This is a genomic window from Enterococcus ureilyticus (genome assembly GCF_001730315.1).
In the GTDB taxonomy this organism is placed as follows: domain Bacteria; phylum Bacillota; class Bacilli; order Lactobacillales; family Enterococcaceae; genus Enterococcus_L; species Enterococcus_L ureilyticus.
In genome coordinates, this window is the sequence record NZ_MIKC01000042.1 from 126,371 (window position 1) to 148,374 (window position 22,004).

Below are 22,004 nucleotides of genomic sequence, written 5' to 3' on the forward strand. Positions count from 1 at the left end.
AACTCATTTTTACATAAGTTTAGCTTAGATGCAAGAATCTTTGAAGCTGCTTGAGTTGACCTAGAATGAAATTTAACTCTAAAAAAATAACCTGAATTTAATGAGAAAACGCTTATTTTTATGGTATGATAATGAGTGTTCTATTCATTTAGAAAAGAAAACAACCATATAGGAGGTTACTGAATGAGAAATACAAGATTAGGGTCTTTACTTGCGGCAACTTGCTGTATCGTTTTACTTAGCGGCTGTGGTTCTAGTAAAGAAAAGACTGGTGAAACTGGCCAAAAAGCAACTGGCAAGGAACAATCATTTTCAGTCGTGGCAAAACAAGAAATTCCATCCATCGATGTATCTGTTACAAACGATGTTGTGGGTTGGGGTGTGTTGAAAAATACAAGTGAAGGGTTGTTTCGTGCAGATAAAGCAGGTAAACTGATTCCAGCCGGTGCTGTCGAGCCACCGAAAATCAGTGAAGATGGCTTAACCTACAACTTTAAGTTACGAGAGGACGCTGTCTGGTCAAATGGAGAGCCTGTTGTGGCAGCAGATTACGTCTATGGATGGCAACGGACAGTAGAACCAAAAACGGCCTCAGAAGTTGCTTATTTATTTGAAGCTGTCAAAAACTATCAAGCAATCATGGATGGCAAAGTTCCCGCAACAGAATTAGGTGTTAAGGCATTAAGTGAGCACGAATTAGAAGTAACTCTAACCTCACCTGTGCCATACATGGAATCATTGTTATCACTACCACCATTTTTCCCGCAAAATGAAAAAGCAGTCACCGATAATGGAGAAAAATATGCTAGTTCAAGTGAACACATGGTGTATAATGGTCCCTTTGTATTAAGTGATTTTGAAGGAGCTGGAACCGATACTAAATGGAGCTATTTAAAAAACGAGAAGTATTGGGATCAGGAAAATGTTACAATGGAAAAAATCAATTTTGATGTGGTAAAAGAAGATGCAACTGCACTCAATTTATTTCAGGATGGGCAAACAGACGATATCGTTGTGACTGGCGAGTTAGCACAGCAAATGGTAGACGATCCTGCCTTCTTTTCACAAGACATGTCAAATGCAACCTATGTAGAATACAATCAAAGTAAAAAAGAATTTCAAAATGAAAATCTTAGAAAAGCAATTTCCTATTCTCTAGACCGTCAAACTTTAGTAGATCAAGTTTTAGGAGATGGATCGATCGCCGCAACAGGTTTGGTTCCCAAAAATATGTCTTTCAATCCTGACACAGAAGCTGATTTTGTCAAGGACTCTGGAAACCACTTGAAATACGACGCAGAAAAAGCTAAAGAATATTGGAGCAAAGCGCAGGCTGAATTAGGAATCAAGACACTCAAAATCAATTTACTCTCATCTGACGCTGATTCTGCTAAAAAAGTGGTAGAATATATGCAAGGTGCGATTCAAGAAACATTGAAAGGCATAACGGTAGAAGTTTCTTCTGTACCACTTTCTGTTCGCTTAGAGCGTGGAAATAGTGGTGATTTTGATATGATTTTAGTTGGTTGGGGTGCTGAGTATAATGATCCTAGCGTGTTCTTAGAATTATTTGCTTCAGATAATGTCAATAATAGCGGTAAATACAATAATAATAAATTCGATGAATATCTAAAAGCTTCTGCAACAACCAATGCAAGTGATCCTAAAGCACGTTGGACTGATTTGATCGAAGCAGAAACTATTTTAATGGATACAATGGGTGTTTGTCCGGTTTATCAAAAAGCAGAGGCGCACTTGCGTAATCCAAAGGTAAAAGGAATTCTACCTTCTGGTCCAGAATATGATTACAAATGGACTTATATTGAACAATAAGATAAAGTAAACTGTTGCTACAGAAAGATTATTCGGCTATTCGGGCCAATGATTCGTGAATGATATTCTATGTGTTATTCAGCGCTAATCGAGTCTGCTACGTTTTTAAATTAGGAGGTTTTTCTATGATTCATCGCTATATTCAAGTAACAGGTTCTTCCTTTGACCGAGGTGTGGCTATCGGTCAGGTATTGAAAATGCAGATCGAAACCAATTTATCCAGCCAAAAATTATTTTATAATGATCCACCTGAGATCGTTGTGAAGTGGTTGGAAAAAGCACAAATTTATCTGGAATATACAGAAAAATTTGCGCCAGAAGTAGTCGCCGAAATGCGTGGCGTTGCACAAGGGAGCGGCTTGGATTTTCAAGAAATTTTGTATCTTTATACCATTTACGAACGTTCTTTCTTTGATGAGTTGATCAGTGATAAGTGTACCTCTTTTGCCGCTCAAGGAAATGCAACATTTGATGGTTCTGTGATCTGCGGACAAACCAATGATGAGCGATTGGATGAATATCGCTCTGAGGTGGACTGTGTGGTGCATCATGTAGAGGTAGACTCTGATTTTGAGTCGTTGATTTATAGTCACCCAGGTATTCCAGCCTATATGGGAATGAATAATTATGGTTTAGCCGTCATGTGGACATATATTGATAATGGGCAACGTCAAGCTGGTATTCCTACTGCTGGAATCATTAGAGAGCTGATCAATAAGAAAAGCTTAAAAGAAGCACGTGAGTATCTCTATAGTGTTCCTCATGCAGTGCCGAATCAGTTTAGCTTATCTCATTCGGTTGAAGGAATTGCAAGCTTTGAGTGTTTTCCCAATAAGATTTATGCTCATGAACCAGCGGATGTGATGATCCATGCCAATCACAATAGTATTGCATTGGAAGAGCCAGAAGAAGGGGGTTCTAAAACATCTCACGCTCGTTTTGAAGCAATGGAGGCGATTGTGAATGAAAATCATGGAATTATTGATGTGCAGTTGGGGAAACAATTTTTAGCCAATCATCGTAATTTTCCAAAAAGTGTTTGCAATCATCCTTCTCCGGAGCATCCACTATCCAAGTCTCTAGCTTCAATGATCTTTGATTTAGGCAAAGGTGAAATGCATCTAGCGTTCGGCAATGCCTGTGAACAGCCGTTTCATACCTATCGATTCAAACAATGGTTTGGATAGAAAGAGCGCGAGACAAGAGCGTTTATTTGGATTTAGAGTACGAAACAAACGGACCTTTCGTTTTGTTTCGTACTCTTTTCTTTTTTAGTGATCAATGGCGCTAGTGGTGTCGGTTCGATTTTAAATCAGCTCGCTCACTGAGCAGAACTGACTGTCTATGCTACTGCTAGTCCGGCCAATTTTGAGTGGTTGAAAGAAATTGGGCTAGATGGATTAATTGACATCAGCCGTTTGAAGAATAAATCGGTTAGTTTTGATTGGGAGTGCATGTTTGCCAAAACAGGTCATAACTATCAACTTCAAATCCAAGGAACAATCTTGGCGTTGCTTGCTAAACTTGCTCAAGCAGGGAAAATAGCCGTAACTGTAGGGAAAACTTATACAGTTAAGATCAATGCAGCGAACTTAAAAAAGCTTAGGAAAATGTTGAAGCGGGCCATATGCGTGAGAAAGTAGTGGTCAGTGCTCCATTTAATGGCAATGTCAGAAGTGAAAAGAGCTAAAATGATCGTTTCAAATTTATTTAGAGAATAAACAAGACAAGCAACAACAAAAGGATCAGTACACTTTTGCTGCTGTTTGTCTTGTTATCAATAGTCTACTATTTTTCTTGTCTTCCTTTTTTTAAAACAAAACGATAGTTCGTAAATCCAATTAATGCAAGGCCAAGAAATAGCCAGACATTGTTTATTTTCTCACCAGTTGCAGGTAGCTTTTTCTTAAGTGTGGGAGAAACTTTTTGGCTGGTGCTTGTAGACGTACTCGATCTTTGCGGTGCTTCCACTGTTTTTTCTTTCGTGGTCGTTTCAGTAGAGGTCGTCGGTTTTGTCTGATCTAGATTTTTTGTATAAACATAAGTGACTATTTGATCTTTTTCAGTAAAGAAACCAGAAGTATCGCCTTTAACTTCTTTAAATGTGTACCCTTCAAATTCTAGCTTATCAGTTGTAAATGGCATGCCAACAGGGTTCTTTTGTTCTATAGAGGGGATGATTTCTTTATTCGTAGCGTCTATATAGAAGCTAGTTACTTTGCCTGTCAGCCCGATAATCGGAGCGGTCACTTTTTTATAAATAAAGGTCACTTCTTGTTTAAGATTTGTGAAGCTACCAGTAGTATTGCCGATTGTTTCTACAAGTTCATAATCAGGAATCGCTGGTGCCAAGACTTCAAATAATTGACCGACTAAACCGTTCATTGGTTTATCAGGAAGTAATTCGTTTCCATCAGAATCTTGATAATGAACCATTACAGGTTGGCCGTCGTCCAAAATATTGAATTGGTGTAAGTAAGTTCCGCTAGAAATAGCATAAAAAGTAAAGCCAGGCGGTTGGGCGTAGGAGCCAGCTGGATTATCTAATCGTGCATTGTATTCAATGCTAGCAAGATTCTTAAATTCTTCTTCAGTCACGCCTGTCACAGTAATACCTTGATCAGTGATTTGTAGACGGTTTGCAGGTAATTGTGTGCCATTGAAGTCAAGGTACGTATTACTAGCAGAGCTTGACAGAGTAAACGGGGGAATATACCCATCAAAATTAGTCATTCGATTTGGCATCATTGAAAAAGGTAAGAATAACGTTTCGTGCTCAAAATCATAATCTAAAGCCGAACGACCCATTGTTGTTGGTGAATCATTCCGTCCTGTATTTTGCCCAAAAGCGGCTAAATCACTAAGCATCGGAAAGGCAGGCACCACAGTAAAGTCTGTAATACCACAAAATTGTACCGAAAGAGATTTCAAATTCGGCAATACTGTTAATGGTTCAATCGTTGTAATGTTCATATTTGAATCTAAATAAATTCGTGATAATTGGGTCAATTGAGCGATTTTCGGCAAGACATTATCGTCAATACTCGTCGAACCTAAACTAAGATTGGTGATTCCAGCACTTTTAGTCAAATCAGGGAAATTGTCACTTGTTAAACTTTTAGTTTGAAGGGTAACATAAGTCAAAGCAGAAAGTTGCTCGAGTGGACTGAAATCAGTCACATTATTTGTGGTATTAATATAAATAGAACCTAAATTTGTTGCATGTTCTAGACCAGCAAGACTACTGATTTGAGCAGAAGCCAGAGAAAGATTGGTCAAACGATCCATATCTGCTTGAGTTAACTCACTACCAGCTGGTAATCCTAGTGTTGAGACAATCGTTTGTTTTAAAATTGGATCTGCAATAGTGATGGTATCTGCTCTAGGGGTGATCATCACAGCGGGCGTTTCCTCATGGATTGTAGTATCTGTTGTTGAAAGCGGGGGTTCAGGTTCAGGTAATGTCGACGTTGTTGAGACATCTTCAGAACTAGAACTTCCGACTGTTTCAGATGAATCCAACGTTGCATCAGGTAAGTTTGTACTTTCTTGCACTTGAGATGCCTCAGTTTGCTCCATCGCAGTTGCATTACCTTCTGCAAAAACGAGTGATGATGACAGTAAAGTAGGGGCTAAAAGAGTAAGCAACATGAGTGAATGAGCAGTGTTTTTCTTATGTTTTAGCAAGCTGTTTCTGTTCTTCATATGTATTTCCTCCATAATTCATGATAAAGTGTGCGGATAATAAAAGAATAATATCACAAGTCATTCTATCATAAAAAAATGATAATTATGTTTTTTTATTTGAATATTATGAAAAATATGAAAAATTGTTTTTTAAGAAAAATAGCTAGATAATTTGTGTAAGCAAAAAGCTGACAAGTTTCTATTTGGTAGATTATAATTAGATGGAAATACTATTTTTTCCATTCGAGGCTAAACAAGCCTGTTCAGCTTTTAAAATTATCTAGCTTCACAGGCTAGCCTCTTGGTAAAAAGATAAAAAATAATTGAGGCAAAAGGCACCTCAGTTATTTTTTCCTATTTTCCATTCGAGGCTGAATGAGCCTGTTCAGCTTTTAAATAAAGGAGTAAACATCATGTCATTGAAACAAAAAATTATAGCGGAAAGTAAACGGTTAGGCATCGATAAAATTGGCTTTGCGTCGGCTGAGCCTTTTTATGAGTTAGAAGATTCACTGAAGGAACAAAAGGCGCGTGGGTTTAATTCAGGGTTTGAACATCAAGTGATCGAAGAGCGAATCTATCCTGAAAAGACCTTTGAAAATCCTAAAACGATTATTTCGATTGCCTTAGCCTATCCGACTAAAATAGAAGGAAAAGTACCTAGAGATGAAAAAAGAGGGATGTTTGCTAGAGCCTCATGGGGGATTGATTATCATGATGTTTTACGAGACCGTTTATCAAAATTGATCGAATATATTCAATCACAAGCGCAAAGCCAAAAAGAAGCAGAGGCATGGCGTTTTGCGCCACAAGTCGATACGGGGGAACTAGTCGATGTGGCAGCTGCTCAGCGTGCGGGATTGGGCTTTATTGGTAGAAATGGGTTGTTGATCACAGAAGAGTTCGGCTCATTTGTTTATTTAGGTGAAATCGTGACCAATATTGATTTCGAAGCAGACAAACCTGTTCCTTTCGGATGTGGGGACTGTACACGGTGCGTGACTGCTTGTCCCACGCAAGCACTTTTAGGTAATGGCAGTATGAACGCGAAGAAATGTCTATCCTATCAAACCCAAACCAAAGAGATGATGCCAGAAGAATACCGAAAAAAAATGCACAATGTTATTTATGGCTGTGATATTTGCCAGCTTGTTTGCCCGTATAATAGAGGGAAAAATTTTCATTTTCATGAAGAAATGGAACCAGAAGTCGATACTGTTTACCCAAAACTAAAACCGATGCTGAGCCTTTCGAATAAAGAGTTTAAAGAAACGTTTGGACATCTTTCAGGTTCCTGGCGAGGGAAAAAGCCTTTACAAAGAAATGCCTTGATTGCTTTAGCCAATTTAGGAGATCGTAGCGCTTTACCAGAAATTTTAGTTTGTGCAACAGAAGACGTTCGTCCTGTGATTAGAGGAACCGCTGCTTGGGCAATCGGGAAATTAGGGAATAAAGAAGCGGAAAAATGGTTGGGGATTTTAAATGAGTTGCTGGAAGTTGAGCCAGAAGAAGAGGTACTGGTGGAAATAAAGAATGCAATCAAGAGGTTAGAAAAGTAAGAGTATAATCGTGTTGGAAAACGATATTTACGAAAAACATGGGAAACAATCAGATTTATTTCTGCTTGTTTCCCATGTTTTTGTTTTCGTTTAAAAAAAGATTAAAGGAGTGAGAATAGTCAATAAAATAGTATAGATTTATAAAAAGAAGAAATAAAATCGGAAAAATTTGATAAATACTGATAATTTCTCATGTCTTTCTTGAGATTAAGAAAAAATAGAAAAAATGGTAAAAATCTATATGGTAAAATTAATTTTTCTGTAGGATATGATTATATTTCGTTTAGATACAATTAAGGGAGTGAGTGCAATGGAAGAAATTAATAGCGATAGCACTGTAGCTGGCGAGTTGGCGTCAGGAATTTTTACAGCGATGGCGGGCTTGAGTAGCGGTGGGTTAGTTGTAAGTGATGGACAATCAACGATTTCTGGAAATGAGGCAGCGCAACAAGCTATTACTGAGATGCGTACAATGATTCAGACGATCAATGCTGCAATTGCAACGGATGCAAACAACTTAAAAAGTGTAGCAGCCGAATTCGAAGCAGCCGATGAAACGATTCGTCGAATGGTCAGTAGGAACGGGTAAGACGAATGGCTAAAGAAATCAATGAATGGGATGAACTTGCACAGAGAGAACGCCAAGTTGAAAATAAGTTGGAAGAAACAATTGAAACACAAAGGGCGGTACAGCGAATAGAAGAGGAGTATCAAGAATTATTTTACCGAGGGAATCAACTGATCGAACGCTTTGATACCTTTGTCGGTGATGCAGAGGGAAACTATTTAGCCGAAGAACTGAACTGGCAAACAAAACAAAGACAACAAGCTATTTTTTATCAATTAGAAGATGAAAAAGAACGCTTGCATAAGGAAAATCGAAGCCTAGAAGAGGAACAAGATCATCTTTATTATGAGAAAAAGCGTACTTTAATAGAAATGGAGGAAAAAGATGAGCATTGATATGTATCTAGGTCCTTCAAAAACACAAGGAAGCACAACGACCAGTGTTTGTAATAATTACCAGAGTGGGCTTACTGGCTTACAAGAGGCGATAAGCAATTTCACAGCAGATCAAGTATTAAGGAGTTTAGCCTATGATTCTGCTAAAGGCTACTTCCAAGAAGCTTATGTGCCATTGATTCAAGGAGCGATTCTCGTGGTAGAAGCAACGGCAAAAGCAGTAGAAAAGCTACCGACTGATTATGTAGCACAAGTAGATAGCTGTGACTTAAAATCATCAGAACTAGAAAGAGAAATTCAACAATATGAAGTGCAAATCCAAGGCATGCAAGAGCAGATCGAGCAAGTTAAAGAACTATTGCCGGTATCTAGTGAACGAGTCCAACATATTCGAGAAGCGAATGGGTTGATCAGCGATTATACTAATGCTAAAGCAAAATTGGAAAAACAATTACAAAAACTCTTGGCTTTTCATGCATTTTCAACTATGATTTTTGTAGAGGTGACGAGCTTAAAAAATGCAATAGATCAAGGATTGGCTCAAGTAAGTGGAGGCAAAGGCTTTAATGCTCAAAAAGGAACCTTCTCAAATGGAAATCTAAAAGATCGCTCATGGATGGATACGATCGGTAAAAAGTGGCAAGAGCGAGAGAAAGAACGTCTTAAAGATCAAATGCCGAATATGGATGGCTTAGAGTATAAACAAATTGATTTTAACGGCGGCAAAGTCTGGTGTTGGGTCAAAGAAGGACATACGACAGCAGATCCAGAAGATATTGAAAAAACATTCTTGTACAATGACTGGGTTGCTCGTATGCTAAAAAAATATGGTTCTGATTATTTTACACCAGAAAGAGAACCAGGTGTAATGGATCTTCTAGTGGAGCAAAACTTAAGATTATTTGAAGAGCTACGGACAGGGATCGATAGTAAGACAGGAAAGAAATTAACGCCACTAGAAAGACTCGCTAGAGGAACCTCATTAGCGAATAGCTTGGCAGCATTAGGAGTTGGAGCCAAACAGATAACAAATGTTGGAAGAGGAAAATCAAGCCAATCCCCAACGAAATCACCAATAATAAACCGAGGCCCAAGAGTGAATGACATTGGGAAATCGAATAAAACAATAACTGTGCCAGGCAAGAAGATTCAGAGCGTGAAAGGCAAGCCATCTAAGGTGAAGGCTCCTGGAAAAGCTAGTGGGGCTAATTCTCCTAAAACAGATTTTGGCGCAGAGAATCCTGTATCTGGAAAAGATTGGAATAACTATTTTAAAAATAAATATGGCGCTGGAAATGTTCATTGGAAGAATCCCGTGAGTTCAATAAGTGAACTAATGGATACGCCTGGCTCTTTAATTAATGTTAACCCTGCAGATGTTACTGATTTTGTAAAAAGAGAAGGATGGACGGTAACACCTCTGAAAAAAGGTGGAAGTGCAGGTATTCCCTATGAATCCTCCCAAAGGAACTAGTGGAGATTCAAGATATATTCAGTATCACCCTGGAAATGGTCACCATGGAGAAGTTCCTTATTATAAGATATCACAACCGAACAAACCAACAGTTAGAATTTATATGGACGGCAGATATGAAATTGACTAGGGAGGAAATATTTAATGAACAATTATAATAACGTGGATGATTTAATAGCTATTCATGGTTTACTTATTAAAAATTTGCAGATTTTTTCTAGTAGTTTTAAAATTCAAAAGGAGAAGTATAAACATGCTGATTTATCGGACGAATTAGCTTCTGATTTTTCCGATATTGACATGGAAAGAATGAAAATCTTATTTGAAAACGGCTGGATAACGGAAGAACAGTTAAATTTAGGGGAAAAAATAAACTCTTTTTTGGAAGAAATGAATAATGATAAGAGTTTATGGACGGATGAAGCTGTGAAAAAATCTTTGGAATGGGAAAAATGTAGAGAAATGGGATTAGAATTATTAGAATCTTTGGGATATTAAAAGAATTTTGATTTGAATGGAGTAAATATTCATAAAATAAAAAAGGCACTCTACCACTCGACGGGAATCGAGAAAATAGAGCTTTGACTAGTAAGCATGAACTCACTAATCAAGTTGCCAATAGCTAACTGTATTTATTATAAAAAAATTTGTTATTGAAAAAGAAGTGATTGAAATTGGTCGTTTCTTTTTCTACTTTTATAGCTTAATTTCCCGCCTCAATAAAAGACTCGCTAGAGGAACCTCATTAGCGAATAGCTTGGCAGCATTAGGAGTTGGAGCCAAACAGATAACAAATGTTGGAAGAGGAAAATCAAGCCAATCCCCAACGAAATCACCAATAATAAACCGAGGCCCAAGAGTGAATGACATTGGGAAATCGAATAAAACAATAACTGTGCCAGGCAAGAAGATTCAGAGCGTGAAAGGCAAGCCATCTAAGGTGAAGGCTCCTGGGAAAGCTAGTGGGGCTGGGGGAACTAATACAAATGTTGTTTCTACCTTACCAGAAGATGGAAATTCCACAGTCGGACGTTGGATGTCTAACGATGAATATAATAAAATGATTGATACAGGAAAAGTTCAAATGTCTCCTAATGGGAACAGGACTTATGTTGCGTCTCCTGCAAGTAAAGACGCTTTTCCTTCTGCTCCTAATGGATCAATATATTCTGAATTTGATGTAGCTAAAAATTCTTTATATCCAGCAGGAAATGAAAACTGGTCTCAAATCCCAGGACCAGGTTCACTTATCGATCGTTTGAATCAAAAAAAAGGATTGCCAGCAATTACTGAAATGCCAGATGCTCTTAATATAAAAAATTTAGGTGGTAAGTAATCATGAGTGATAAAGAAAAGTTATTTCAAGAAATCAAATCAATTGTTATAGAATGGTGTGAAGAAAATGAAACCTATTTTAAAAATAACAATATAAATATTGATGTTTTACGTAATGAAAAAGATGGTTTTGTTGTTAGCTTTGAAAATGATATAGCTATGGCTGAATTAGTCGTAGAACAAGCTAGTTATGCACCTTATAGATTTGTTTCGTTTGAAATAGCAACTGTTGAAGCTGATAGAGCAAAAATATCATATAGTTGGTATGATAATGAGAGTACCTCTAAAAAAGAGTTGAAAGAACAACTAACGAGAGGAATTAATTATTTTGTTAATCTATAATATAATTTTTTGAAATAAAAAAGGCACTCTACTACTCGAAGGGAATCGAGAAAATAGAGCCTTGAATAGTAAGTCCAAGCTCACTAATCAAGTTGCCAATAGCTAACAAAAGCTAGCTGTATTTATTGTACAAAAATTCAAAGGACATTTCTAGTCTTTTTGAATGTTTATTAAGTGTACAATCATTGATAGTAAGCACGAACTCACTAACCAAGTTCTCAATAGCTAGCAAAAACCAGCTATATTTATTGTACAAACATCCATAGGACTATCCTAGCCTTTTTGAATGTTTATTAAGTATACAGCCATTTTGCTATGAAATAGTATGAGTGAAGGGCGTCGACTAATACCGTTTTTTAAGTGTCAAAACAATAAAAATGATTTAAACAGAAAATAAGCGATGAATCAGAGCATATAGTCAAATAATCAGAAAAAAAGAAAACATCTATAAAATAAAAGTTGGAGACAAAAGGTTGAAATTTATACAGCTACTAAAAGAGATCAAATCAAAGAAAACGAAAATAAAAATGAAGCCACTAATCATCTTTTTGTTGTTACTATGCTTCACTATCTATATATACACCAACCAAAACAATCTGACATCAAAATACAAAAGTGATAAATTTGATTATACGGTGTATTATGAATCATCTATAGATGAAAGTTCAGAGAAATTTATTTTAGTGGATGATGATGGCAATGAAGAACTTTGTACGGTTGTTTTAAAAATCGATGCACAAAAACAATTCGGGAAAACCTACGTTTATATCTATCAAGAAACTGAAATAGATCAAGGGGAGTTCATGGCATACTCAACTACTAGTATTAAAGATGGTCCAGGTATGGAAAATGGATTAGCAAATGTAGAATCAGAAGAAGAATGGGCATTATTAGATGAAGTATTTACTACGTATCTTGCACAAGAGTAAAAAACGGAGGAAAAAACAATCGAATTAAATGATATGGCATCACTATACAATAATTTGAAAAAAAGAAAAGAAGACTATGTCTTCACAGGAGCAGTTATTACACAGTTACCCACTCTAGTCAGTCACTGCCCAACGGAAGTCGATCAATTCGTTTGGTTTTCAGGTGGTATCCTCTTTTGGCTTATCCATTGGCGAACGCAACGTAAAATGTATAAAAAGCTTGGAATCAGCAAAGTAGAACAAAAGATCATTCGTATTTTGGGAGAATATGAAGTGAATATCAAAAATGAGTATTGTGTTTTAGTTAGAAAAGCAGAAGGATAGTTTGGACACCGGTTCTTTAAGATAAAAGTGACTAAGACAAAACTCTTGTGGTTTATTCATGTCATCGTGAAGCCGATTAAACGATGTGAAAACGGCAATTGGACTAAAAACCATACAACACATAAAGCGCATTGTGCGGTTTTTAGTCCAATTACTCGAGCCTAAACGACTTTTTTCACAACCTCTTGTTAACTCTTACGTCTGCTGAAACTGACTATTATACAAAGAAGCGTACAACGAAGGTTTAGCTAACAACTCTTGATGATTTCCTTTCTCCACGATATCGCCGTCTTTCATCACTAAAATCAGATCAGCATTTTCAATCGTAGATAAACGGTGTGCAATCACAAAGCTTGTTCGATTATTTGTCACTTCATCCATCGCTTTTTGAATATGAGCTTCCGTTCTCGTATCTACACTAGACGTTGCTTCATCCAAAATAACCACAGGAGGATTTGCTAAAATGATTCTGGCAATCGTCAATAATTGTTGTTGACCTTGAGATAGTGAGCCGTTTTCACTGGAAATAATCGAATCATAACCATTTGGTAAAGTCCGAATAAAGTGATCGCATTGGGCAATTTTAGCAGCTTCAATGATTTCTTCTCGTGTCGCATCCATACGCCCATATGCAATATTTTCAGCAATCGTTCCTTCAAATAACCACGTATTTTGTAAAACCATCCCAAACATACTGCGAAGATTTGTTCTAGAAAGGTCAGTGATATTTACGCCATCAAAGGTAATATGTCCACCATTTAATTCATAAAAACGCATCAGTAAATTCACTAACGTTGTTTTACCAGCACCAGTGGGTCCAACAATCGCCACCATTTGTTTTGGTTTAACAGAAAAATCAACTTGTTTCATCAACATTTTTTCTTCAGTATAACCAAACTGAACGTGATCAAAATCGATCGCACCGGTTGGTTTATCGATGATTTGTACGTTCGCTTTTTCTGGAATATCATCTTCTGCATCTAAAATTTCAAAAATCCGATCGACGGCTGCTAGAGCTGCTTGAATCGAATTGATGACATAAGAAGCTGTAGAAATCGGTTCAGAAACTTGATTGATATATTGTAGATAAGCTTGAAGTAGTCCAATCGTGATTCCGCCTTGTAAAACTAAGAAGGCACCAATGATCGCACTGACAATAAAAGCCAACTGATTGATCAAACGAATCGCTGGATAAATCGCAAAGTTCATAAATTGAGCCTTTAAAAAGGCCTTATAATGTTTTTGGTTGGTTTCTAAAATAACTTGTTTAGCATGAGCTTGTTGATTAAACGTTTTTGTTACCAAACTTCCAGATAGAAATTCCTCCGTTTTATTATTTAAAATCCCCAATTCTGACTGACTTGCTTCGGCTAATTGTTTATTTTTGTTCGCAATTTTACCTGTCAAAAATGAGCTCGCAGCAATCAACAGTACAACGATCAAGGTTAATTTTACATCAATATAAAACAACATGATACCAGCAAAAATAATTGTTGAAATCGAAGTGAAAAACTGATTGATTCCAGTTAAGAAAACTTGTGATAATTGATTTAAACTAGTTGTTGTTCGGCTTAAAATATCGCCAACTTGGTGTTGATCAAAGAACGCCATCGGCAAAGATTTGAATTTCTTCGTTACTTCTTTTCTGACTCTTAATGTGATTCGTTCACTTAAAGCAGCCATCACACGTTCTTGCGTGTAAGACATTACACTACTGAGAATTGAAAAGACGATCAAAATCAAAACAGGTGTCAACAAAGCTTCTTGGATCATTGAAAAGCTGATTTGTCCGATTCCTTGCGTTTGGATCAATGTTAGTAAATCATCAATTGCGATCCCCATGATAAACGGCATCGCAATAACTAAGGCATTTCCGATTAAACTACAAAAAATCAAGCCTAGAAAAATCGGACGTTCAGGTCGGATCAATAGAAAGAAACGTTTTATTGTTTGCTTATTTACTTTTTTCATCATGCTTGTGCTCCTTTCGTAAGCATTCCTTGAGAGCGGGCAAACTCTTGGTAGGTTTGGTTATTTTGTAGCAATTGGCTATGGGTTCCTTGGCCAACGATTTTCCCTTCATCTAGGACAATAATAGAATCTGCTTGTTGAATCGTGCTTAATCTTTGAGCCACGATCAATAATGTTTTATCTGACATTTCTTCTTTTAAAGCTAATCTGAGTGCTGCATCTGTTTGGTAATCTAGAGCTGAGAAGCTATCATCGAAAATATAAATATCGGCTGGTTTAATCAAAGCACGTGCAATACATAAACGTTGTCTTTGACCTCCAGAAAAGTTCGTACCCCCTTGAGCGACAAAGGACTCATAGCCGTTTTCTAACGTTGTCAGATAAGAAGACAATTGTGCAATAGTAGCTGCTCGGTCCATATCTGTTTTTGTTGCTTCAGTATACCCCATCAACAAATTACTTTTGATGGTTCCGCTAAATAGAAAGGCTTTTTGAGGAACGTAACTGATTTTAGAGCGTAGCTCTTCTTGCGTAACATTTCTGATATCCACACCATCAAATAAAATCGCACCTTCAGATACATCGCTAAGTCGTAATAATAATTTAGCAACAGTACTTTTACCAGAGCCAGTTCCACCTACAATCGCTGTAATTTTCCCTTTAGGAATACTAAAATGAATATCCTCTAAAACAGGTTCATCCGCTTGATCATAACTGAATGTCACATGGGTTAAGTCGATCAATGCATTTTCACATCCACTTGCATTGAGTGTAGCGGACTGTTTAGGATCAGAGATTTCGTCTTGTGTGTTCAAAATTTCTTCGATTCTTTTTACAGAAGCGAAAGATCTAGGCACCATGACTAAAACCATAGCAGCGATCATTAAGTAAGATAATGTTAATAAAGAATATTCCACCACTGCTGAAACTGTACCGATTTGCAAGGTCCCAAGAGCCACTAAATTCCCACCAAACCATAGAATAGAAGAAAAAACGATGCCCATTAACAAGAAGGCGACAGGTGTAATAAAAGCAAAAATACGATTAACACGAATCATACCATTTGCATAGTCAGAAAAGGTCTTATTTGTCCGTTCCTCTTCATAATCTTGATTATTAAAAGCTCGGATCATATTGATCCCAGTAAAAAATTCTCGCAAGGTCACAATGATTTTATCCATTTTTGGCTGGATCAACAAAGATAATGGTGTCCCTTTTTTCATTAGAATATAAACGATCAAAGCAAAAGCAGCTATAGCGATCAATGGAACCAAAGCTAACGTAGCTGAATAGGTAAATGTCATATAAAGAGAGAAAATAGCGATGATCGGTGCAGGTAAAATCAATTGCAAAAACAAAACGATCATCTGCTGAATATTATCAACATCATTTGTCATTCTGGTCAGTAATGATCCTGTCCCGAAGCGATCTGCATCTTTAATAGAAAAGGTTTGAAGCTTGTCGAAAAATAGTGTTCGCGTTTCAAAGCCAAATTTAGCAGCGACTTTTGCAGAAAGATAACTGCCCAAAATCGCGGCAAGCGCACCGAATAAAGCCATTGCTAACATTTGTAACCCAATCGTTTTGATTGATTGTTTATCGCCACTTGCAATCCCTACATCGATCAATTGAGCGACCAACATTGGCACGCCAAGCGTTCCAATAATTTGTAGACATAAACTGATGACGGTCACAAAAATAAGTTTTCTATTTTTTTTAATGAAAAACTGAATGATTTTCATCTAAATTCCTCCTTTTTATCGAACAAAAGGAATTTTACACCTTCAAGTGACTTGAAGGTCAATATTTTTTGTTTATAATTAAAATCAGAGGTGATTTTATGGAAAAAGAAAAATTATTGACTGTCGGACAAGTAGCTGAAATCATGAAGTTACCAAAATCAAAGATCCGTTATTGGGATGATATGAATCTACTAACATCTTCTAGAAATCAGCAAAATGGTTATCGAATGTTTGATATGGAAGATATTTTAACAATCAGTGATATCGATTTTTACCGTAGATTAGATATTCCCATCAACAAAATGACCAATCTATATCGTAAATCACCAGAAGAATTATGGACGATTCTAGATGAAACAGAAACCCGAGTCGCTGCAGAATTAGCAGAACTTGAGAAAAAACAACAAGGGATCAAACATCGAAAAGACCAGTTATTGAGTTTGATTGAGTTGAAAGAAAAAGAGTTTATTGATGAGCCTTTGGATGTAGAACGAATCATCCCGATTGATTTAAAAGATCCCAATGAATTACAAACATATATCGATAATCCCTCAAGTTTAGTGGTTTATAGCAACTCTGATCATGAAAAGGAACTTACCTATGGTTTTGCGGTGACCACCAAAGAATTTGTAGAGGAAGTAACGATTTGGCAACAGACAGAGCAAACAAAATACGAATACAAACAATTTTTACTAACAATCAAGTCAGATGATCCTCTAGAAAATAATTTCCAATCAATGAAAGAAAAATTGAAGGAGCAAGGTTATCAAACTGGCACAATGATTGGACGTTATATCATGACCGCAGAAGACCAAGATGGATTTTATAGAGATTATTATAAAACATGGATTGAAGTGAGTAAGGAACATTGGGCATAAATATCGTAATCTTCCTGAGAAGGTGCTATGATTAGCTGACCACAAAAGGATGATTAGACTATGGATAAATTACAAACAATTCAAGAAGTAATAGCTTTCGTGAACGAACATTCGCTTGCTTTTATTTATGTTTCGCAAGAAGATTGTTCGGTATGTCATGCGTTAAGACCTAAGCTAATCGAATTATTGAAGAGCTATCCTAAGATAGAGCTAAGAGAAGTTGAAGCGGACAAAGTCAAAGCAATTTCAGCTGAATATTTGATTTTTTCAGCGCCGACTTTCCTTTTCTTTGTTGATGGAAAAGAATATATCCGTGAAGGAAAGTTTGTTCAGTTTAAAAAATTAGCCAATGCACTTGAGAAAATTTATTCGTTTGAAGAAAACAAAGTATAGTTAAAATCTAGTAAATTCAAGCGTTTGAGTAATGTGTTAGAATGTTCGTTGTCAAAATGTAAGCGTACTATTGACAATGGAAATAAGACGTTGTATACTTTGGTCAACGGATCGTTACTGGTTAAGCAGGCGTGACCTCACACATTACTTTTTTGGTGATGTTTGATGTGGTCAGGTCTTTTTTCGTTTTTCAAGTCAAGAACAGGAGATAATTTCAATGAAAATACTGAAAGTTTTTAATAATAATGTTTCTTTGATTCTAAATGATGATGCCATCGAAGAAATCATTATGGGCAAAGGGGTCGGTTTTAACAAGCGCGAAGGCGATGTGATCGATTCAGCTCTGATTGAAAAAAGATTTGTTCTTGAAGGTAATAATTCCGTTAGCAATTTAGACAATCTGCTTGCACGAATCGATATTGAAGATATTGAACTGGCCAGTGATATTATTCAATTAGGTAAAGCAGAATTAGACCAAGAAATCGATGATTCCATTTTGTTGACATTGTCCGATCATATCGGTTTTGTCTTAAATAGAGTGACAGAAGGCTTACAAATGCGCTCACCTCTAGAATGGGACATCAAACAAATTTACACAAAAGAATATGCGTTTGCATTAAAAGCCGTTCAAATGATGCGGGAGAAAACAGGGATTGAGATTCCAGATCAAGAAGCAGCTTTTATTACCCTTCATTTTGTCAATGCTTATAATTCTACTAGCAATATGAACGAAACGATGCTGACAACGAAAATCATTCAAAGCATTATCGACATCATTAAATATCACTATGGTAAAGAATACGATGAAACCTCTTATGATTTTACTCGTTTCATTACCCATATTCGATACTTTGTCAAAAGACAGCTAGATAAAGAAATTTCATCAAATGAGGATTCGTCTTTGATCAATCTAATTGCTGTGAAGTACGAACAAGATCATCAGTGTGCAGTTAAAATCAAAACATTTTTGGAACAACAATATGATTGGACGATTTCAAATGATGAATTGATGTACTTAACACTTCACTTAAATCGCTTATCAAGCAATCAATAGGATCGTTACTGGTTAAGCAGGCGTGACCTAAGAAAAACACTTCATGCATAAGTGTTTCTTCTTGGGTCACTTTTTTTATAAAAAAATGATTCAAGGAGAGGAAATACTATCATGCGTTATGAAGAAGAAAGTAAAAAAATCATCGAACTTGTCGGTGGTAAATCGAATATCAATAGCTTAGTTCACTGCGCGACGCGTTTAAGATTTAGCTTGAAAAATACGAAAAAAGCGGACAAAGAAGCTTTGGAGAAATTACCCTATGTGATGTCAGTTGTCAATAGTGGTGGACAATACCAAGTGGTGATCGGCAGTAAAGTACCAGATTATTATGCAGCGATTCAATCACTCGCTGATTTAAACGAAGATGCACCTAAAACTGAGAAAAAATTAAGTTTCAATTATGTATTCGAAGTGATTTCCGGTGCCTTTTCACCACTGATTCCAGCAATGGCAGGATCTGGAATGATCAAAGCGATTTTAACGATTTTAGTTGAAATGAAATTATTGGCTGATACCAGTTCGACTTATATGGTTCTGAGTGCGGCAAGTAACGCAATCTTTTACTTCCTACCTGTTTTTCTAGGAATTACATTGACTAAAAAAATTGGTGGCAATATGTATGTGGGTGGTGTAATCGGCGCAGCATTACTGGAACCGTCGTTTACTGGCATGATCGGTCAGGAAAAGCTTGATTTTCTAGGCATCAATTTAAATGTTGTTGATTATGCAACAACCATTTTCCCGATTTTTGTCGCAATCTTTATTTATTCATTCGTGGATAAATTCTTACGCAAAATTATTTTTAAAGACCTTCAATTGTTCGCTGTACCAATGTTCAGTTTGATGATCATGGTACCATTGACAGCTTTATTATTCGGTCCATTTGGAACGGTTATCGGAGATGCGCTTTCTCAAGGCGTGATGTGGTTGATTGGCAAAAGTGCACTGCTTTCAGGAATCGTCTTAGGTGGTGGTATGCCGTTTATGGTCATGTTTGGGCTTCATTGGGGCTTTTCTCCAATCACGCTTGAAAACTTAACGGTGATGGGCGGCGATCCAATAGAAGGAATGGCTGTTGCAGCTGTTTTTGCCCAAATCGGAATCGCAATTGGTTTTTATTTAAAATCTAAAAAACATTCTAAAATGAAAGCTTTAGCTGGACCGCTAGCCTTAACTGGTTTATTTGCAGGAGTAACTGAGCCAATCGTTTACGGGTTGATTTTAAGATACAAACGCTTATTACCGATTGTAGCGATTTCTGGCGCTATCGGCGGCGCAATTTGTGGTGTGACAGGTGTTACCATGAATGCTTATGTGTTCCATAATATTTTCTCTATCCCTGTTTATACCCCAAAAGTAGGTTACTTCATCGGAGTAGGTGCAGCATTGATTGCAGGCGCAGTATTGACCTATTTCTTTGGTGTCAAAGAAGATGAAATGGTCGACTTCTTACCTGAAACAGATCAAGGAGAAGATGACTTTCAAGAAGAGCCAGCCACAACAAAAATCGACACAGAAACAACAATTTATGCACCAATGGAAGGAACTGTGATCCCTTTAACAGAAGTTGATGATGATGTATTTTCTAGTGAAATCGCAGGCAAAGGGGTCGCGATCATTCCGACAAGTGATAAAGTCATTGCACCATTTGACGGAACAGTTGTTGCTATTTTCCCATCAAAACATGCGATTGGTTTAAAATCAACTGGCGGTAGCGAATTGTTGATTCATATCGGTATTAATACAGTAAATTTGAATGGGGAGCATTTTGAAACAAAAGTTGCAATGGGGGATACAATCACACGTGGACAAACTTTACTTATATTTGATCGTGAAAAAATCGAACAAGAAGGCTATGCCATGACCTCCCCAGTTATTTTAACAGATGCTCAAAGTATGGAAACGATGACGATCATCAATGATCAAGCCCTCGTGACGCCAGAAACTAAGTTATTTAATGTAGGGAAAAATAAGGAGGAATCGAAATGAGAGAGGATTTTTTATGGGGCGGTGCAGTCGCAGCACACCAAGTAGAAGGCGGTTGGAACAAAGGGGGTAAAGGAGTTAGTATTGCAGACGTGATGACAGCAGGCTCGAAAGATCACGCAAGAGAAATTACAGATGGAATTGTAGCAGGGAAATTTTATCCCAATCATGAAGCCATTGATTTTTATGGGAACTACAAAGAAGACATTCAATTGTTTGCAGATATGGGCTTTAAATGTTTAAGAACAAGTATTGCCTGGACAAGAATTTTTCCAAATGGCGATGAAAAAGAACCAAATGAAGCAGGATTAGCGTTTTATGACGATGTATTTGATGAACTATTGAAACAGGGAATTGAACCTGTGATCACCTTGTCTCACTTTGAGATGCCGTATCATCTTGTGAAGCAATATGGCGGTTGGCGCAGTCGAGAATTGATCGGTTTTTTCACTAATTTTGCTATAACCGTTATGAAACGTTATAAGGATAAAGTAAAGTACTGGATGACGTTCAATGAAATCAATAATCAACGTATTTTAGAAAATCCAATTTATTCTTTTACAAACTCTGGGATTCTTTATCAAGAAGACGAAGATAAATTAGAAACAATGTATCAAGCGGCCCATTATCAGTTTGTAGCAGGAGCAATCACAGTTGCACAAGGGAAAAAAATCAATCCAGCCTTTCATATCGGCTGTATGCTAGCGGCAACACCAAACTATCCATTAACAAGTGACCCGAAGGATATCATCGCAGCCCAACAAGAGGACGAAAAACAATTATTTTTCACTGATGTTCAAGTGAGAGGGAATTATCCTCGGTGGGCGGTGAAAGAACGGGAAATAAATGGGTACAAATTAGATATTACGGATGAAGATCTTCAGATATTAAAAGCTGGAACCGTAGATTATATCGGAATCAGTTATTACCTAAGCAATACAATTTCGACTAGACCAGAAGCCATTCGTTTAGAGGATGATTTGCTTGGTGATAGTTCACTAGTTGAAAATCCGTATGTTGGCATGACAGAATGGGGCTGGTCAGTGGATCCTACTGGGCTACGACACTATTTAAATCTACTAAGTAATCGCTATGAGCGTCCCATTTTCATTGTCGAAAATGGTTTTGGTTATGCCGATACATTGAGCGAAGGGCATGTTCATGATGTCGAAAGAATCGATTTTCTCAGTCAACACATCAAAGAAATGAAAAAAGCAATCGAGCTAGATGGCGTAGATGTACTAGGTTATACCGTTTGGGGATGTATTGATCCAATCTCATTTACAACGGGAGAAATGCGTAAGCGCTATGGGTTTATCTATGTCGATCGCGATAATCAAGGAAATGGGTCGCTGAGACGAATCAAGAAAGATTCATTTGCGTGGTACAAGCATTTGATCCAAACGAATGGCTCAGAAATCTAAGCCAAAATAGCAACCAGCTCTCACTGTATTTTAGTAAAATAAAAACAGTGAGAGCTTTTTTGTACGAAAAAGCATAAAATAGAAAGGAACAATAAAGAATGGGGAAATAA

19 protein-coding genes and 1 pseudogene are annotated in these 22,004 nt (G+C 37.0%); 17 read left to right on the forward strand and 3 right to left on the reverse strand.

Translation table 11 applies throughout. The annotated features are described in order from the left end of the window. Nucleotides 1-183: 183 nt before the first annotated feature. The 3 genes and pseudogenes from BCR24_RS16160 to BCR24_RS17225 form a co-directional block, all read left to right on the forward strand. Nucleotides 184-1,833: a peptide ABC transporter substrate-binding protein gene (locus BCR24_RS16160; RefSeq protein WP_069641531.1), complete on the forward strand. Its 1,650-nt coding sequence runs from the start codon at nucleotides 184-186 to the stop codon at nucleotides 1,831-1,833. Between the two features lie 125 nt (nucleotides 1,834-1,958). Next, the gene (locus BCR24_RS16165; protein ID WP_069641532.1) at nucleotides 1,959-3,020 is read left to right on the forward strand and encodes a C45 family autoproteolytic acyltransferase/hydrolase; all 1,062 of its coding nucleotides are present in this window, start codon (nucleotides 1,959-1,961) and stop codon (nucleotides 3,018-3,020) included. A gap of 84 nt (nucleotides 3,021-3,104) precedes the next feature. Then, nucleotides 3,105-3,523: pseudogene (locus tag BCR24_RS17225) on the forward strand (MDR/zinc-dependent alcohol dehydrogenase-like family protein); the annotation flags it as partial. Nucleotides 3,524-3,621: 98 nt separating this feature from the next. Here the strand turns inward: BCR24_RS17225 and BCR24_RS16175 are convergent. Then, nucleotides 3,622-5,538 carry a MucBP domain-containing protein gene (locus BCR24_RS16175; RefSeq protein ID WP_069641534.1) on the reverse strand — a complete coding sequence of 639 codons (1,917 nt, stop codon included), beginning with the start codon at nucleotides 5,536-5,538 and terminating at the stop codon, nucleotides 3,622-3,624. 395 nt (nucleotides 5,539-5,933) lie between these two features. On the opposite strand from BCR24_RS16175, the gene queG reads away from it, so the two are divergent. From queG to BCR24_RS16220, 9 genes are all read left to right on the forward strand, one after another. Then, entirely contained in the window at nucleotides 5,934-7,079 is a 1,146-nt protein-coding gene (gene queG / locus BCR24_RS16180; protein WP_069641535.1) for a tRNA epoxyqueuosine(34) reductase QueG, read from the forward strand. A 310-nt stretch (nucleotides 7,080-7,389) separates the two neighbouring features. Beyond that, nucleotides 7,390-7,668 (forward strand): TIGR04197 family type VII secretion effector, encoded by a 279-nt coding sequence (locus tag BCR24_RS16185; RefSeq protein WP_069641536.1) that lies wholly within the window; start codon nucleotides 7,390-7,392, stop codon nucleotides 7,666-7,668. A 5-nt stretch (nucleotides 7,669-7,673) separates the two neighbouring features. Next, entirely contained in the window at nucleotides 7,674-8,042 is a 369-nt protein-coding gene (locus BCR24_RS16190; protein WP_069641537.1) for a DUF3958 family protein, read from the forward strand. Then, complete coding sequence (locus BCR24_RS16195) at nucleotides 8,032-9,516, forward strand: hypothetical protein (RefSeq protein ID WP_069641538.1); 1,485 nt, start codon at nucleotides 8,032-8,034, stop codon at nucleotides 9,514-9,516. The genes BCR24_RS16190 and BCR24_RS16195 overlap by 11 nt, the downstream gene beginning before the upstream one ends. Nucleotides 9,517-9,660: 144 nt before the next feature. After that, nucleotides 9,661-10,014, forward strand: coding sequence for a hypothetical protein (locus tag BCR24_RS16200; protein WP_069641539.1), 354 nt, complete (start codon nucleotides 9,661-9,663; stop codon nucleotides 10,012-10,014). Between the two features lie 259 nt (nucleotides 10,015-10,273). Beyond that, nucleotides 10,274-10,852, forward strand: a complete 579-nt coding sequence (locus BCR24_RS16940) for a TreTu family toxin (protein ID WP_069641540.1) — start codon at nucleotides 10,274-10,276, stop codon at nucleotides 10,850-10,852. Nucleotides 10,853-10,854: 2 nt separating this feature from the next. Further along, complete coding sequence (locus BCR24_RS16210; RefSeq protein ID WP_069641541.1) at nucleotides 10,855-11,193, forward strand: hypothetical protein; 339 nt, start codon at nucleotides 10,855-10,857, stop codon at nucleotides 11,191-11,193. 473 nt (nucleotides 11,194-11,666) lie between these two features. Next, entirely contained in the window at nucleotides 11,667-12,122 is a 456-nt protein-coding gene (locus BCR24_RS16600; protein ID WP_083244437.1) for a DUF1292 domain-containing protein, read from the forward strand. A gap of 33 nt (nucleotides 12,123-12,155) precedes the next feature. After that, nucleotides 12,156-12,446 carry a hypothetical protein gene (locus BCR24_RS16220; RefSeq protein WP_069641542.1) on the forward strand — a complete coding sequence of 97 codons (291 nt, stop codon included), beginning with the start codon at nucleotides 12,156-12,158 and terminating at the stop codon, nucleotides 12,444-12,446. Nucleotides 12,447-12,641: 195 nt separating this feature from the next. Here the strand turns inward: BCR24_RS16220 and BCR24_RS16225 are convergent, their stop codons facing one another. Further along, nucleotides 12,642-14,417 (reverse strand): ABC transporter ATP-binding protein, encoded by a 1,776-nt coding sequence (locus BCR24_RS16225; RefSeq protein WP_069641564.1) that lies wholly within the window; start codon nucleotides 14,415-14,417, stop codon nucleotides 12,642-12,644. Beyond that, on the reverse strand, nucleotides 14,417-16,159 hold the full coding sequence (locus BCR24_RS16230) for an ABC transporter ATP-binding protein (protein ID WP_069641543.1): 1,743 nt from the start codon (nucleotides 16,157-16,159) through the stop codon (nucleotides 14,417-14,419). Before BCR24_RS16230 ends, BCR24_RS16225 begins: the two co-directional genes overlap by 1 nt. Before the next feature lie 98 nt (nucleotides 16,160-16,257). Between BCR24_RS16230 and BCR24_RS16235 the strand changes: the two genes are divergently transcribed. From BCR24_RS16235 to BCR24_RS16255, 5 genes are all read left to right on the forward strand, one after another. Further along, entirely contained in the window at nucleotides 16,258-17,037 is a 780-nt protein-coding gene (locus BCR24_RS16235; RefSeq protein WP_069641544.1) for a MerR family transcriptional regulator, read from the forward strand. Nucleotides 17,038-17,097: 60 nt separating this feature from the next. Beyond that, nucleotides 17,098-17,430, forward strand: coding sequence for a thioredoxin family protein (locus tag BCR24_RS16240; RefSeq protein WP_069641545.1), 333 nt, complete (start codon nucleotides 17,098-17,100; stop codon nucleotides 17,428-17,430). Nucleotides 17,431-17,647: 217 nt separating this feature from the next. Then, a complete protein-coding gene (gene licT / locus BCR24_RS16245; RefSeq protein ID WP_069641546.1) occupies nucleotides 17,648-18,484 on the forward strand; it encodes a BglG family transcription antiterminator LicT in 837 nt (278 codons plus the stop codon). Nucleotides 18,485-18,595: 111 nt separating this feature from the next. Continuing rightward, nucleotides 18,596-20,473, forward strand: a complete 1,878-nt coding sequence (locus BCR24_RS16250) for a beta-glucoside-specific PTS transporter subunit IIABC (RefSeq protein WP_069641547.1) — start codon at nucleotides 18,596-18,598, stop codon at nucleotides 20,471-20,473. Next, on the forward strand, nucleotides 20,470-21,894 hold the full coding sequence (locus BCR24_RS16255) for a 6-phospho-beta-glucosidase (protein WP_069641548.1): 1,425 nt from the start codon (nucleotides 20,470-20,472) through the stop codon (nucleotides 21,892-21,894). The genes BCR24_RS16250 and BCR24_RS16255 overlap by 4 nt, the downstream gene beginning before the upstream one ends. Nucleotides 21,895-22,004 lie beyond the last annotated feature (110 nt).